Raw genomic sequence first — 15,601 nt, 5'->3', positions numbered from 1 at the left:
CATACTGCGTATCTGCCTATTAAGCTACGAGTACTCGTTGAGCGGCGCGGTGATACATAGTAAGCAACCAACATCATGCATAATAGATATTATGATAATTGCGACGGCCGCACTTATACCGCTTATATGATTTGTAATTAATACAATTTATGAGACTTCTAGAGAATAGATGGCCTTATGCGCAGCACTATTGCATTTCTGGAGACAATTATGAACACATTCGATGGACCCATAGGTCTTCGCGATGCAAAAGTGGCGATCATTGGTGCGTCATGTCGCTTCCCCGGCGGCTCTGATTCACCGGAAGCGTTTTTCGACAATTTGCTGAAAGGCGTCACCTGCGTCGGCCAGGTTCCCGAAGATCGTTGGTCGAGCGACAAATTCTTCAATGAGCGCGATGTTGCCGGTAAGACCTATGTCAATCAGGGCCATTTTCTCGAAGGCTATGACTATAAGTCCTTCGATGCCGATTTCTTCGGCCTCTCCCCGCGCGAAGTGGAGTTTATCGATCCGCAGCAGCGCCTGCTTCTCGAGCTGGCGTGGGAGGCTCTGGACAATGCTGGGCTGGATATCGAAGCCCTGGCAGGTTCCTCGACCGGCGTCTTCGTCGGCGGATTCACGGTCGACCATCTTCTGAACCAGCTGGGTGCGGGTGCCCGCGAGGCGATCGGAACGCACAGCGCGGCCGGCGCGACGCTGACGATGCTGTCGAACCGCATCTCCTACGCGTTCGATTTTTACGGGCCTAGCCTGTCGATTGATACGGCCTGCTCATCCTCGCTGGTCGCCTTCGCACAGGGCGTGACCGCGATCTTGACGGCACAGTGCGACGTCGCGCTGGTCGGCGGCGCCAACTTTATTCTCCGACCCGAATATATGGTGGCGATGTCGAAGGGCCGCTTCCTGGCCAAGGATGGCCGGTCCAAGAGCTTCGATGCGCGTGCCGACGGCTATGGCCGCGGCGAAGGCGGCGGTGTCGTCGTGCTGAAGGCATATGAGGCGGCGCTGCGCGATGGCGATCAGATCCTTGCTGTTGTCGATGGCGCCGGCGTCAATCAGGACGGCCGCACCAGCGGCATCACCGTGCCCAATCCCGAGGCGCAGCGTGCGCTGATGTTCCGCGTGCTCGCCGAAAGCGGCTGGGCAGCTGCGGAGATCGATTATATCGAGGCGCACGGCACCGGTACGCCGGTGGGTGATCCGCTCGAGACCCGCGCGATTGCCGATGTCTACGGCCAGGGCGGCCAGTGCGTCGTCGGATCGGTCAAGGCCAATATCGGCCATCTCGAAGCCGCGGCCGGGATCGCAAGCATCATCAAGTCGACGATGATGCTGCGGCACAATCAGGTGCCCCCCGTCGCCGGGCTCGAGGAGATCAACCCGAGCATCCCGACCGAAGTATTCCTGCCGCGCGAGCCTTTGATTCTGAACCGGGGCGAGACGCCACGCAAAGTTGCGATCAATTCCTTCGGCTATGGCGGCACCAATGCGCACGTCATCCTGAGTTTGCCGGATGTCGAGCCCGCTCGTTTCACGGTCGAGCCGTCGGACGCATCAATGCTCCTTCTCCCATTGTCGGCGCGTGACCCAAAGGCCCTGCGCGCGCGCGCCGAACAGTTCGCCGACCTGCTCGAGACGAGTGATGGCGCGGCACTCGAGGATATCCTGTTCACGGCGGGCGCGCGCCGGACGCATCTCACGCACCGCCTCGCCGTGTGGGGTGATAGTCGGCAGGAACTTGCGGCCGCGCTGCGTGGCATGTCCGCCGACGCCGAGACCTTTGCGGGGATCGAGGGTAGTCGGCCGTATAATGGCGATTCGCGGATCGCGTTCGTCTACACCGGCATGGGGCCACAATGGTGGGGCATGGGGCGCGAACTCCTGCGCGAAAACCGCGTATTCCGCGACACCTTGGAAGAAACCGACGCGCTGTTCACGCGCATCGCGGGTTTTTCAATTTTGGCGGAGATGACGCGCGACGAACCCGATTCGCGGATCAAGCGCACCGAATTTGCGCAGCCCGCGAACCTGATGATCCAGATCGGCCTCACGATCGCGCTGAGGGCCGAGGGGATTTCGGCGGACGCCGTGGTCGGCCATTCGGTAGGCGAGGTCGCTTCGGCCTGGGCCTCCGGCATGCTTTCACTGGAGGATGCGTTGCTTGTCAGCCGGGAGCGCAGCCGCATCCAGGGCAAGACCGCCGGAAGCGGCGGCATGCTCGCGCTGGGCCTTTCGGTCGAAGATGCCGCCGAAGTGATCCGCCCGCATGGCGATCTGGTGTCGCTGGCCGCGGTCAATTCTCCCCGCAGCGTGACCGTGGCTGGCGATCGGGCCGCGCTCGAAGCCATCCGGGCAGAAGCTGAATCGCGCATGGTGTTTGCCCGCGTGCTCGACGTCGAGGTGCCCTATCACAGCCCTCTCATGGAGGCGCTGAAGCCCGAGCTTCGCGAGAAGTTGGCAGGCCTGAAGCCGGTGCTCCCCGGTATCCCGCTTTATTCTACCGTCACCGGGGCTGCTATCGAGGATGGGACCAACGCACGGCGCTATGACGCCGAATATTGGTGCGACAATGTCCGTCAACCAGTCTACTTCGCCAACGCGATCGGCGCGATGCTTGACGACGGGTACCGATTGTTTGTCGAAGTCGGCCCGCATCCGGTGCTGCGGCGCTCGATCGAGGAGATCTGTGCTGATCGCAATGTCGAAACGCGCATAGCCTCAACGCTGGTGATGAACAAGCCCGAAACGCCAGCCTTGCGACGATCGGTCGGCGAAATCTATGTCAGCGGCGGACAGATCAACTGGGCATCCCGGACGGCGACCGGGCTGCAATGCACGCTACCATCCTATCCCTGGCAACGGCTCCCACTGTGGCGCGAGGCAGTGAACCAGGCTCGCGATCGCCTCGAGGGGCAATCCGCCCCGCTGATCGCAAAATATGGTGGAGCCGATCTCAATCTTCGCCGCCTCAACTATCTGTTCGATCATGTGGTCGACGGCGCTCCGATCATGCCGGCCGCCGGCTATCTCGAAGCGATGTGCGAAGAGGCCCGGAGCCGCTGGCCCGACGCCCCCGGATTGAGCCTGCGTGACATCCATATCGAACGCGCGCTCGTTCTCGATCATGAGCGGTCGCTGCGTCTCGACGTGCGGTTCGATCCGACCGGGCACCGCGCCGAACTCTACTCGCGCGACGAGGGTTCGGCCGCGGAGCCGGTGCTACATGCCTCAGCATCTATCCATCCGGCCGGCGCGCACCCTTCGTCCTCTCATGCTCCGACTTTGGCGGATACCAGCGCGATGGAAGAGGTCGCCCCAGCCAAACTCTATGCCGATCTGTACGCACTGGCACTGCAATATGGCCCCGCCTTCCAGCCGATCACCGCGTTGCGCCGCGATCTGGACCGCGGCCTCGCCGAGGCAGAGCTGACGCGGCCGCAGGTCGCCGGCGAAGCCGTGGATGCCTATGTCCTGCATCCGGCACTGCTCGACGGTTGTTTCCAGACCGCGCTGGCCCTGATCGATGCGAGCGAGGGTGCGTATCTGCCCGTGTCGCTTGCGTCGCTCGAAGTCTATGCGCCGATGCCGGAAAGCATTCGCTGCAAAACCGTCATCATTTCGCGCAGTGTTTCGCAGATCGTCTGCGACTTCGAGCTGACCGATCGCGATGGGCATCCAATCGCCCGGCTGAAGGGGCTGATCTGTCGATCGCTGCTCGGCCGCGGCAAGGTGGACCACTTCCCTGCCGGCGATTACCAGCGTGTCTGGGTTCCGCAGGCGGAAGAAGCGTCAGCCGTCGCGATCGGTGATCGGCTCCTCATCGTGGCTCAACCGGGCGACGTACTGGCCGACGCGATCGAGCAGTGCGCCCTGCAACACGCCGTGGCTTATGACCGATGCACCTGGACCGAAGTACCCGATTCGCCTGCGCTTGACCAGGCAAAGCGCGTTGCGGGCTTCGCTCCGACAGGACTCGGATCCGACGAGGACGTCACCGGCGCGCATCTGCTCGGCGAGATGTTGCTCGCGATACAGGCGATGGCAACACAGGATCGGCCGTTGCCGCTGCGAATCGTGACGCGCAACGCGCATCTGGTAACCGACGGCGACCGGGTCGTGCCCGCCCACACCGCAGTGGCCGGCTTCGTCAGGGTTATACGCAATGAGCTCGCTTTGCTTGACGCGGCGACGATTGATATTGACGACCGCACGGCGCTGGAACGTGCCGAGACCGTCTTTGCGCAATTGCTTGCCAAACAACACATCGACGAGATCGCCTTGCGCCACGGCACGTGCTACGCGGCCCAGTTGGTTGCAAGCGCAATCCTTCAGGCGCCCGAAACTGCGCAGATCAGACCGTCCGACGACGTAGCTGTCGAACTGACCCGCCTTGGCCCGGCTTACAGCGCCTCGCTCCTGCGCCAGCCAACATTGCCCGACGATGGCTATGAAGTGCGGGTAGAGCGTTTCGGTCTCCAGCTCGGCGCAGATCTGGATCCGGTCGGGATGATTGGCGTGGTTACCCGCGCCGGAACCGCCACGACGCGGTTTGCCATGGGTGACCGCGTGGCTGGCATCGTCCCGCATCGGCTCGTCAGCAGGCTGATCGTCAGGGAGGCGGAAGCGGTGCTGGAAGCGGTTGGCAATCGCGCATCAACATCGTCGCTGGCGCCCATCGTGGCCCGCGCAGCACTGTTGGCAAACCTTGCCGACTTGTCCGCCGGGCGCGCACTGATCGTCGACGGGATCGTCGGCGACGCGCTCAGCTCGCAGCTCGCCTCCAGAGGAGTGTTGGTGGTGCGCGTGGCGGCCGACCTTTCCGACTGGGGAGACGCAGGCGACAAAGGATGCTTCGATCTTATCGCCGGGCCGATGGCTGATTGGAGCCGCCTGTTTGGCTTCTCCGCGCTCGCTCCCGGCGGCCGACTGGTTGATCTTGCCAAGAACCCTTCGCCCTTCGCGGTGCCGGGACATTGCGGCCGGCTGGTGCGGCTGCACGATGACCTGCCCTCGCTTGTGAAAGATTTGGCCTATCGCGTGGAACTCGCCAGCGTGCTTAATGGCACAGCACCGGATTATCCGACGGCGGCGCGTATTGGTTGCTCCGAGTTGCTGGATCCGGAGACGCTCGCGGCGATCGGCCCTGACTGGGTCGAGCTTGATCTGCGCGAGGACGATCGCTCGATCGCGGTCGAGGCGGCGGACATGCCGGCGATGGATCATGAGGGAACCTATCTGGTCACCGGCGGTTTCAGCGGCCTCGGCCGCGCGGTCGCCCTCTGGCTGGCGGGTAATGGTGCCGGGCGGATCGTACTGATCGGTCGGCGGGGCCTCGAAACATCGGGTGCACCCGAACTTCTGGACCGAGTGCGCGAACTGGGCGCTCGCGCCGAGGCCTATGCAATCGATGTCGCCGACGCCGACACCATGATGGCGCTGCTGCACGACCTGCATCAGCCAAATGCGCCGCTGCTCGGCATCTACCATGCGGCCGGTGTCATCGACGACCAGCTGGTTCGCGAGCTGACGCCTGCGCAGATTGCACAGGTCATGCGCCCCAAGGCGAACGGCGCCTGGAACCTGCACCAGGCGACTTCGGCGCTGGGGATCGAGCTGCAGCAATTCGTGCTGTTCTCGTCGATCGCCAACCTCGTCGGCAACAGCCGGCAAGCGAACTACTGCGCCGCAAACGGCTTCCTCGATGGCTTGGCGCACCTTCGACAGTCGCTAGGGATGCCGGCGCTAAGCGTTAATTTCGGCGCGATTGCCGGCACCGGGATGCTGGCGTCCGATGACCGGATTGGTCAGCACCTCACCCAGATCGGCCTGGCTCCGCTCGATGTCGACGTGGCACTGCGCGGGCTGGGCCGTGCGCTGGCGCGGCGCACGACGCAGGTGGCGGTCGCCGAGAAGATCGCCTGGGAGAAATGGGCGACCTATGAAGACGTCGGCGGTGCCTCGCCCGCGTTCATCGCGCTGGTGGAGGAAAGCCGCGCGACCCTGACCGGCGATGCATCGCTCGTCCAGCAACTGCACACCGCGCTCGCCGGCGTCGAGGACGCGGCCGCGCACGAAATTCTCTGCAGCCTGATCGCCGAAGTAGTCGCATCGGGTCTGAAAACCCGTGCGGATCGCTTGAAGCCGGAAATGACCTTCGACTCGTTCGGCGTGGATTCGCTGATGACGACCGAAATCCGGATCCAGCTCGATAACACATTAGGCGTCAACTACTCAGTCGTCGAACTGCTGGGATCAACGACCATCTCCTACCTGGCCGACAAGGCCCTGCTGCAAATCCACGGCGGCGTAGCGGGCCTCGAGCTCGCGGCCGAATAGCTTTGAAAAATGGGGTCGCAGACATGACAGCAACATCCAGAACAGCACTTGACGCCATCGTGAATCGGGTTCGAAGCGGGATCGGAGCTGAGCCAGCGACAACGGAGGCCGCGCACTCCCCCGAACCGCCGAAAATCAGCGACTATCCCGAGCATGCACTGATCGAGCAGCTACGCGGCCTCTATACATCGGGCAGCACGCTGCGGAACCCGTACTTCCTGGCGCGCAGTGGCGAGGTCGGCAGCGGGATGCGGATCGATGGGCGAGATTACGTCACCTTTTCGAACTACAACTATCTCGGCCTCTCGCACGATCCGCGTGTGAAGCAGGCGGTGCATGAGGCGGTTGAACGCTATGGCTGCCATGCGGGCGCAGCGCGCATGGTGGGTGGCGAGATCGAGCTGCACGCGCAGCTCGAAGACGAGCTAGCTGATTTCACTGGCTTTGAGGCGGTCGTGGTCGGGGTTGGCGGGTACAGCGCCAATGTCTCTGCGGTTGGCTATCTGCTCGATCAGCGCGACGTGATCTTCCACGACGCCTACATGCACAACAGTGGCGTGATGGGCGCGGTCATGTCGGGTGCACGGCGCATCGCTTTCCCACACAACGACATGGATGCGCTCGAGACGTTGCTGCAACAGCATCGCGGGCAGTATCGCCGCGCCATCCTGTTGGTGGAGGGCGCCTACAGCATGGACGGGGACCTCGTGGACCTTCCGCGAGTGATTGAGCTCAAGCGGCAATTCGGGGCATGGCTGATGGTCGACGAGGCGCATTCATGCGGCACGGTCGGCCAGACCGGCCGAGGTGTGTGCGAGCATTTCGGCCTGGCGACGACGGATATTGATTTGATGGTCGGAACCCTGTCGAAAAGCTTCGGCAGCTGCGGCGGGTTTCTTGCCGGGCGCAAGGACTTGATCGAACTTCTGAAGCATTTCTGCCCCGGGCTGCTGCTCTATAGCACGGGCATCAGCCCCGCCAACACCGCTGCAGCACTCGCCGCCTTGCGGCTGATTCGCGCCGAGCCCGAGCGCGTTGAGCGACTGCAGCGCAATTCCCGGATGTTTAAGTCGATCTCCGAGGATGCGGGGCTTGATTGCCGGACATCGCTAGCGGGCGTGCCCATCGTTCCACTGATGGTCGACGACGATCAGGCGCTGAGCCTGATGTCGCACTTACTCGACAACGGGGTGATCGCGCATGCCGTCATGCACCCAGTCGTACCGCGAAACGCGGCGCGGCTGCGCTGCTTCATCAGTGCCGAACACGACGAGGGAATGATCCGCAACGCCATCAGCCTGATGGCCGCGCACGTTCACGGCGCCTGATCTTATTATCAAAGGATTCAGTCATATGAAGAAGCATCTGCGTAACACAGCGATCCTGGGGTTCACCGGCATGCTTGCCACTTTGCCGAACACAGTGTTGGCTCAGGACAATGCCCCATCGGAGAATGTCCGGCGAGGCCGGGAGATCGCAACGACGGTCGACCAGAACGATGCCGGCTTCGCTGATTATGTGGTGGATGGCAAGATGACGGTCCACCGTCCCGACGGCGCCCAGGCGAAGCGCGACTTTGAGATGAACACACTCGAAGTTCGGGACGCCGGCGACAAGCGCCTCGTCGTCTTCTCGCAACCGAGAGACTTGGCGGGATTTGTTTCGCTAACCTTCACCAACTCCGGCGCGCCTGACGATCAGTGGGTCTATCTGCCAGCCGTCAAGCGGGTTAAGCGACTTGCCGCGCGCGACAAGACCGGGTCGTTCGCCGGATCGGAGTTTTCTTACGAGGACATCGCGACGTGGGAATTGTCCAACTACGACTATGAGTTCATCAAGGACGAACCTTGCGGCGAACCGCAGACTACCTGTCACACCATCGCCAATCTGCCGAAATACGAATATTCGGGTTATTCAAAGCTGGTCGAGACCATCGATCCCCGCTTTTGGCAGCCGGTGCGTATCGTCTATTTCGACAAGAGCGGGCGTGAGCTCAAGCGTCTGGACTTTCAGGGATACACCCAGTTCCAGAACAAATATTGGCGCCCTTCCAGGATCGTCATGACGAACCTGCTTGACAAGTCGGTCTCCGAAATCACGTGGCAGGATTATCGCTTCAAGACCGGGTTGAACGCGTCCAAGCTTTCCGCCAGCCAGATGGCATCGTGGTCGCGTTGAAGCCTTCCGCGTCCCTGGTTGCGCTGCCCTTCTTCGCTGCATGTCTGGTCCTGTGCGCCCCGGCGCATGGCCAGTCCGTGCGGGGTTCGCTGGGCGCGGAAACGCAAATCTATCCCGATGCGCCGCTCTATCCGGATCAGAACCGCGATCACGTCCAAGTCTCGACCTATGCCACCCTCAATGCCTCGGCCGATTTGGGAAATGCGCGTTTCGATATGGAGCTGTTCGGCCGCATCGCGCCCGATGCCACCAAGGAGGCGTCGGGCGATGTGCGCCAGGCCTTCGTCCGCGTTCCGTTCGGTAATGCCGAGGTGAAGGCCGGCATCCTGACCGAAAAATGGGGCGTTCTGGAAGCCTGGAATCCGGTCGACATCATCAACCAGAGCGACCTGATCGAAGACTTTCAGGGCAAGGTGAAGCTGGGCCAACCGGGCGTTCTCATGACGCTGCCGCTGGGGGACGCGACAGTGTCCTTCTTCGGGACCGGCATTGCACGCAGCCGGCGTTTCGGTCGGGGCGAGGACCGGTTCCAGGTGCTGCCCGCGGCCGTCGTCGACGAGCATTTCGAAGGCGGCCGCTGGAGCCCCACGGGTGCGATCCGCGTCGAGCTGCCCGTCGGTCCCGTCAATGTGGCGGTGTCCCAGTTCCTAGGAACGGCGCGCGAGCCGGTGCTCACCGCGGTGGTCGGGCCGACCGGACTGGAAGGGTTTCGTGCTTCTTACGACCGGATCAGCCAGACCAGTCTCGAGGCGGAGCTTGTCCTTGGCGACAGCGTGTTTAAGACCGAGGTCATCCACCAGCGCACCAACAAGGGCGCATCCTGGGGCGGCGGGGTCGGAATCGAGACGAGCTTTAGCAAAATCGCCAGCGGGCCGGGCGATTTTACCCTCTACGCCGAGGCCTATGCCGACTCCCGCGCGGACGATGCCGCGGTCACGCCATTTCAGCGCGACGTGTTTCTCGGCGCGCGCTACACGTTCAACGACACGGACGATACGCTGCTCGAACTGCGCAACACGCATGACCTCGAGTGGGGATCTGACCTGCTCGAACTGCGCGCCTCGCGCCGTGTTCTCCAGGATGCCGTCTTCACCTTTTCGCTGCTCAAGGCCGCCAATGAAGCCCGCGATCCCGCGCTGTCGAGCTTGGGCCGGGATACCCAGATAAAACTTCAACTTGCGCAATTTTTTTAACACCGCACCCTCATACAACAGATTTGGAGCCAAAGGATGAGCAGTCATAACTCAGCACACGGAGCGTCAGGTGCCCCTATAGTGGGCCGGCTGCGGACCATGCTGGCGATATATGCGGGCCTGGTCACACGTCGTCCCTGGATGGTGCTGCTGGTCTCGCTCCTGTTGGTAACTGCCCTGTCCGCGGGACTGTCCGCGCTGACGTTTCGCAGCGACAATCGGATTTTCTTCGCAAACGACAATCCCGAACTTCTCGCTCTGGAGAGGTTCGAGGCGACCTATGGCCGCGATGACACGATCCTGTTCGTCGTGAACGCACGCGATGGCGACCTGTTCACCACCAAGCGGCTGGCCGCGATCAACGAACTGACCGACGCGGCCTGGTCGATGGACGACGTAAAGCGGGTGGATTCGGTCACTAATTTCCAGCGCGCCCGCGCGGTGGGCGATGATATCGACATCGACCAGTTGCACCGCTCCGGCGACCCGTTGAGCGAAGCCGATGCGCGGGCGTTGAAGGCCGAAGCCGCGAAGGAACCGTTGTTGATGGGCCGCCTGCTTTCAGCCGATGGGCGGCTTGGCCTCGTCGCCGTAAATTTTCGCTTCGATCCGGCCACAGCCTCCAGCCAGACGGCGCAAGCGATCGCTGCGAGCAAGCGACTGGTTGAAAAACTGCGCGTCGCGCATCCCGATCTCGAGGTCGGCCTGTCGGGCTCGGTTGCGCTAGACAATGCCTTCGTCGAGGCCAGCACTTTCGACACTTCTGTGCTGCTGCCGCTGATGCTCGTGGTGCTGCTCGCCATCCTCCTCTTCGTCTTGCGCAGTGCCAGCGGTGCCTTTGCAACCCTCTGCGTGATCCTCCTGGGAACGACCAGCGCGCTCGGGACAACGGCGCTGCTCGGCGTACCCCTATCGTCTCCGAGCGTCATTGCGCCCAACATTATCCTGACGATCGCCTGCTGCGATTGTATCCATCTGATCTCAGGCATGATGCGGCTGCGGGCCGCCGGGCTAAGCCGCCGCGAGGCGATCCGCGAGGTTCTGGTCGAATGCTGGTGGCCGGTGACATTGACCACCATCACCACATCGGTCGGCTTCCTCTCGCTCGCGTTCAGCCCGGTGCCGCCCTTCGCGCATCTGGGGATTATCGTAGCCTTGGGTTCGGTGCTGACCTGGCTGCTGACCGTGACGTTCCTTCCGGCTTTGCTGTGCATCCTGCCGTGGAAGGCATCGCGAAGTGCATTGCCCGCGGAAAATCTCAGCAGTCGCGTGGCGGCTCTGGTCATGCGCAGACCACGGCAGGTCCTCGCCGCAGTTCTCGCGATCTCGTCCGTGCTGTCTGCATTCGCTTTCACCAATGAACTCGATGATCGCTACGTCCGCTATTTCGGGCAGGGCTATGACTTCCGTCAGGCCACCGATCGGCTCAACCAAGGTATCGGCGGTTTCTACACCATCGAATATTCACTCGATTCGGGCGAACAGGACGGAATCGCCAACCCGAATTATCTCGATCAGGTCAATCAATTCGCGAATTGGCTGCGCTTACAACCTGGGGTTACCCATGTCCACGGCCTGCCGGACATGATGAAGACCCTCAATCGCGCCATGAACGGTGGAGGGGTAGAACAATATCGGCTGGCCAGCGACCGTGAGGTCACGGCCCAACATCTGGCCCTTTACGAGATGTCACTGCCGTTCGGCACCGACCTCAAGAACCAGATCACCGCCGACAAGCAGATGAGTCGCCTGTCGGTCAGCTTGAATGACGTTTCCACGAGCGCGATGGCCGATCTGGACACAAGGGCACAAGCGTGGGCGCAACAGAATACGCCGCTGATTGCCGCTTCGGCCAAGGGCACCGGCACCTCGTTGATATTCGCTCATATCGGCAATCGCAACATCACCGAAATGCTCAAGGGAGTCGCTTCAGGCATGCTCGTGGTGTGGGTGATCTTCCTCATAGCCTTTCGCTCACTCGCCTTGAGCATCATCGGCACAATCGCCAACTTCGTGCCCTCGGTCGTGACCTTGGGTGTCTGGGCGCTTATCAACGGTGAAGTCGGCATGGCGGTCGCGACCGTGGCATCGGTGACGTTCGGCGTTGTCGTCGATGATACGATCCACATGCTGAGCACCTATTCTCGCCTGCGACGGGAGGACGGCTTTACTGCGGAGCAGGCGGTACGCGGGGCGTTCGAGATCGTCGGTCCCGGCATGATCGCCATGACGCTTGCCCTGTCGGCGGGTTTTGCTTGCCTGGCTTTCTCGGGATTCGAGATAAACTCGTGGATGGGAATGATGGCCTCGGCGACGATCCTGGTCGCGGTGCTGTTCGATCTACTGTTCATCCCGTCGGTTCTGCTGATATTCGATCGGAAGCGGGCGTGCATCCCGACTGCCGGGGAGGCTATGGTGGCCGTCACGGTGAACGTAGGCTAAGTGTCGCGACCTGCATTCATATACCAACAGAAGCGGTGGCTTTCAAATACTGCGACTGACGGTCAAGAAGCAAATGCGTGCGACGCTGGTGGCTGTTCCTGTTGAGCTGAAGCGCCGGCGTCATAAGCCCATCCGGGCTCAAGCGCAATGGCTTACTCGGGTGGTCAGGGCTTCTTGAATTACCATGCGGTGCTGGGAAACCTAATACGTCTTGGTGGTTTTCGTCCGGCGATATGTCGCCCCTCCTTACGGGCCTGGAACCATGCTTTCGGCTGGCCCCAGAGGCCTTCCGCCTTGATTCGCAAGCAATTGCTGCTGGGCTCGTTGTAATGCCTCCGTGGCTGGCCGCAAGTTGTTTTTTGCTCATTCGCCTCGGTGTTTAGTTGCAATCGAGGCAGTTGGCCTGGTGCTTGATGTGCCTACCGCAATTTTAAGGTCACCTAAACTGCTTGAGCAAATGCTGAGTGAGCACGAGTCGGATAAGGACAAGATCGTTCATTTCGAAGAAGAAAACGCGCTGTTGAGTCAGCACCTTTTCGGGAGCAAGTCAGAGCAAACCGCCGCCCCCACGACCCCGCAAATGGCCTTGTTCAACGAACCTGAAAACGGGCCTGAGTCTGTCGACGAAACGGTAAAAGAAGAGGCCGTCGCTCCGACCAAGCGACGGGGCAAACGCAGCCTCTGCCCGCCGATCTTCCGCGCATCGAAGTCATTCACGAACTGCCCGATCACTAGCGGACCTGTGCCTGCGGTTGCCGTAAACATAGTATTGGCGAGGAAATCAGCGAGCAGCTCGAGATCGTGCCGATGCAAATCCACGTGATCAAACTTGTGCGTAAGGTCTATGCCTGCCGTGGCCGTGAAACCGTGCTGATCATGGCGGACAAGCCGGCGCGCGCATGCCTAGTACCGGCGTTTTGGCGATGTTGCTGTCGACCAAATACGTCAATGGCCTGCCACTGCATCAATTCGAAAAAGTACTCGGTCGCTACGACATCGATATTCCACGGCAAATATTGGTGCGCTGAGTTATCCAGTGCGGCGAACACCTACAACCAATCTAAAGAAAGAAAATCTCACAGTTTTTGTAGGAGGCCATTTCTTCCAGGCGATGTTTGTCATCATCATTTAGCGCTGAACACCAACGCGCACTTAAAGTTTCTAAATTCCCATGACTCATAAGCATCAACAACGACTCTACAACAAAAGGTGCAAGTATCTTCACTTGGCGAGTCTCACGACCGTCATTATTTATTTTGATTTCCGACGTTCCAGGAGCCTTTTCACTAGTGATAGTTCTATCTATATTTAAGTGCTTTAGGCTCTTCATTTGCGCAAGAGATGCATAAGCTGCGCCATTGTTGTGATTCATAAATTCTGCACGCCTCAACCCTAAAATCTTTAGCCCAACCATATCAACCAATCCTGCCATATTGTCAGAAAGCTCTAGGTTTCGACTACCATTTATATTTAGATAGTGCAACTTACACAAAGATGCCAGTATTTTAGTGTCAATTCCTCCTATAAAATTTACATTACTCAGTTCAAGCGTTTTTAGTTCAAGCATTTCGCCCAACCGGTTAATTTCACAGTTGCTTAAGCTCCCCTTAAGATTTATATCTGATTCGTTTTCTTGTAGCTGCTCAAATTCAATTGGTTGCGGCGTATGCCGGAATAGCTTTAAGCGGGTATTGAATGCTTTCGGCAATATAGGTGCCCCCCATTGCTGCTCACCTATCCATCTAAAATTACGATTGTCGCGGAGTTTCCCGTATGTAGTTACTTCATCGCCCTCAGAAGATCTCTTTATAACAATTTCTTTATTTTTTCTTTCCGCATTTATTTTTCTTTGATCATGCGTAATGCGACTGATCGCGGGAGGATTGGTGGATGCCTCTATTTTGCTCGGAATATTTTTATTTTCTTCGACATCGAAATTCCATGCACCTGGAATTTTATGGGTTGATTGGTCTACACGATTATACATATCACTCCTTCTTGCCTACATAAAAAGTTGAAATTGTTATACATTGATTGATGCGGTGTAGTGCCTGGGGAGGGAGACATGATGCGGGGGATTCATCGCTGTCTGGACCTATCGGAATGATGTTGTCCGGGATGGACGACCTAGATCCTAGTAGGTGGTCAGGATGACCCAGGAGGTTCCAACGGCAGGTCCTAGATTGGCAGCCAAGTTGGCTCGGACAATACCGCTTTCAAGCCGGCCTGGAGCCAATTTGCTGCCGCAGGCTGCAATCAGCGCGTTTTTTTTCGACCGGAATTAATTGCGAATGAACCTGCATATATCCGCTTCGATCTGCAATCCAACGCGGCCAACCAGTATTAGTTGCCAATGAAGCTACGGCTTCGGGGTTTGACTACTACCTGCTACGTAGAATATTGGCTTGCACTCCGATATTGAACGCATTGTGTATGGCATTGCATATCAAAGGGCGAACCCTCCCACAGAAAACCAAATGAACGCCCACTAGATGTCGTCACATAAATAGAGTTTAACCGCAGCCAAGGGAACGCGGAGGTTACACAGACGGCCGATCAGTCAACCATACTGACAAGCAATATAGGGTTCGCCTGTCGGGTCGACTGTAACGATATGCTGTTTAAAAATTCAGGCGAAAGTTAAAGGAGTTACTGATGTCTTTCGTAGCAGCGCTCAAATGATTGAGAGTTACGTTAATTTGTGCGTCTTCCTACCGCAGATTGAACGGTGCCCATCGTGGAGGTGCTGAAGCGGAGGACATAATGTACAAAAAATTTCCGGCAAATATCACCTACCGCTGAAGCAGGTGCATGGAGGGCAGGTGCATTGCTTATTCCTGACGAATTGAAGCAATGCTCATTGAAACCTCAAGAGATCGAACACGCCATAATGGTCGGTTTTGCTGAATTGAAAACACTATTGCCAGCTGGATTGCTCTAATTTCGGCATATGGCTCCATGGCACCCTCGAGTTCGCCAGAAAAAAAAGCGTCAGTGATGGAACTTAATACTATTGAACACCACACATAGTCTATGTACCTAAGGTGAAAAAATGAAAACACGTCCTTCTCATGACAATGTTCCTCCTCTTCCTGAGCACTGGGTTAATGTCCAGTCTTTACAATGGCTGCATCGAAGCCTGGAGGCTTATGAATCGATGGCCGATCACATAACTACTGCGGTATACACTGGCGAACTACACAAAACCCGGGTGGATGATCACGCACTGGTCTGTGCAATTCCTGCCATGACTCTCAATGATTGTGTGATTTTATTAACGCTGAACTTTAAGTCAGCTAATCAGGGAGGTTGGAATCTTGCCAGCGTGACTGTTGATGATGGCAAGGGATTGATCCTGAACGCTATTCCTGGGCTGGAAAATGTAACTCAGTCAGAGTCTCCCGGGTAGCCTACGACTGCTGATATCATCTTTCAGACTGCTGAGCAATATT

Annotated in this window: 7 protein-coding genes and 1 pseudogene; 7 read left to right on the top strand and 1 reads right to left on the bottom strand. The window is 58.9% G+C overall.

The window, feature by feature from the left end:
* The first annotated feature begins 210 nt into the window (after positions 1-210).
* From ABH912_RS27365 to ABH912_RS27340, 6 genes and pseudogenes are all read left to right on the top strand, one after another.
* A complete protein-coding gene (locus tag ABH912_RS27365) occupies positions 211-6,336 on the top strand; it encodes a type I polyketide synthase (protein ID WP_033060889.1) in 6,126 nt (2,041 codons plus the stop codon).
* Positions 6,337-6,359: 23 nt separating this feature from the next.
* Positions 6,360-7,664: an aminotransferase class I/II-fold pyridoxal phosphate-dependent enzyme gene (locus ABH912_RS27360; protein WP_033060891.1), complete on the top strand. Its 1,305-nt coding sequence runs from the start codon at positions 6,360-6,362 to the stop codon at positions 7,662-7,664.
* Between the two features lie 25 nt (positions 7,665-7,689).
* Entirely contained in the window at positions 7,690-8,514 is an 825-nt protein-coding gene (locus ABH912_RS27355) for an outer membrane lipoprotein-sorting protein (RefSeq protein WP_050482865.1), read from the top strand.
* Positions 8,502-9,707 carry a hypothetical protein gene (locus ABH912_RS27350; protein WP_033060893.1) on the top strand — a complete coding sequence of 402 codons (1,206 nt, stop codon included), beginning with the start codon at positions 8,502-8,504 and terminating at the stop codon, positions 9,705-9,707. Before ABH912_RS27355 ends, ABH912_RS27350 begins: the two co-directional genes overlap by 13 nt.
* Before the next feature lie 99 nt (positions 9,708-9,806).
* On the top strand, positions 9,807-12,149 hold the full coding sequence (locus ABH912_RS27345; RefSeq protein ID WP_197281777.1) for an efflux RND transporter permease subunit: 2,343 nt from the start codon (positions 9,807-9,809) through the stop codon (positions 12,147-12,149).
* 457 nt (positions 12,150-12,606) lie between these two features.
* Positions 12,607-13,174: pseudogene (locus tag ABH912_RS27340) on the top strand (transposase); the annotation flags it as partial.
* A 35-nt stretch (positions 13,175-13,209) separates the two neighbouring features.
* Here the strand turns inward: ABH912_RS27340 and ABH912_RS27335 are convergent.
* On the bottom strand, positions 13,210-14,136 hold the full coding sequence (locus ABH912_RS27335) for a hypothetical protein (RefSeq protein WP_033060895.1): 927 nt from the start codon (positions 14,134-14,136) through the stop codon (positions 13,210-13,212).
* A gap of 1,065 nt (positions 14,137-15,201) precedes the next feature.
* Between ABH912_RS27335 and ABH912_RS27330 the strand changes: the two genes are divergently transcribed.
* Entirely contained in the window at positions 15,202-15,558 is a 357-nt protein-coding gene (locus ABH912_RS27330) for a hypothetical protein (protein ID WP_050482866.1), read from the top strand.
* Positions 15,559-15,601: the final 43 nt, after the last annotated feature.

The organism is Pseudomonas sp. BT76 TE3572 (genome assembly GCF_050435365.1).
In the GTDB taxonomy this organism is placed as follows: Bacteria; Pseudomonadota; Gammaproteobacteria; order Pseudomonadales; family Pseudomonadaceae; genus Aquipseudomonas; species Aquipseudomonas fluorescens_W.
The sequence above is the reverse complement of the archived record's forward strand: the minus strand, read 5'-3'. Positions and strand labels throughout refer to the sequence as shown.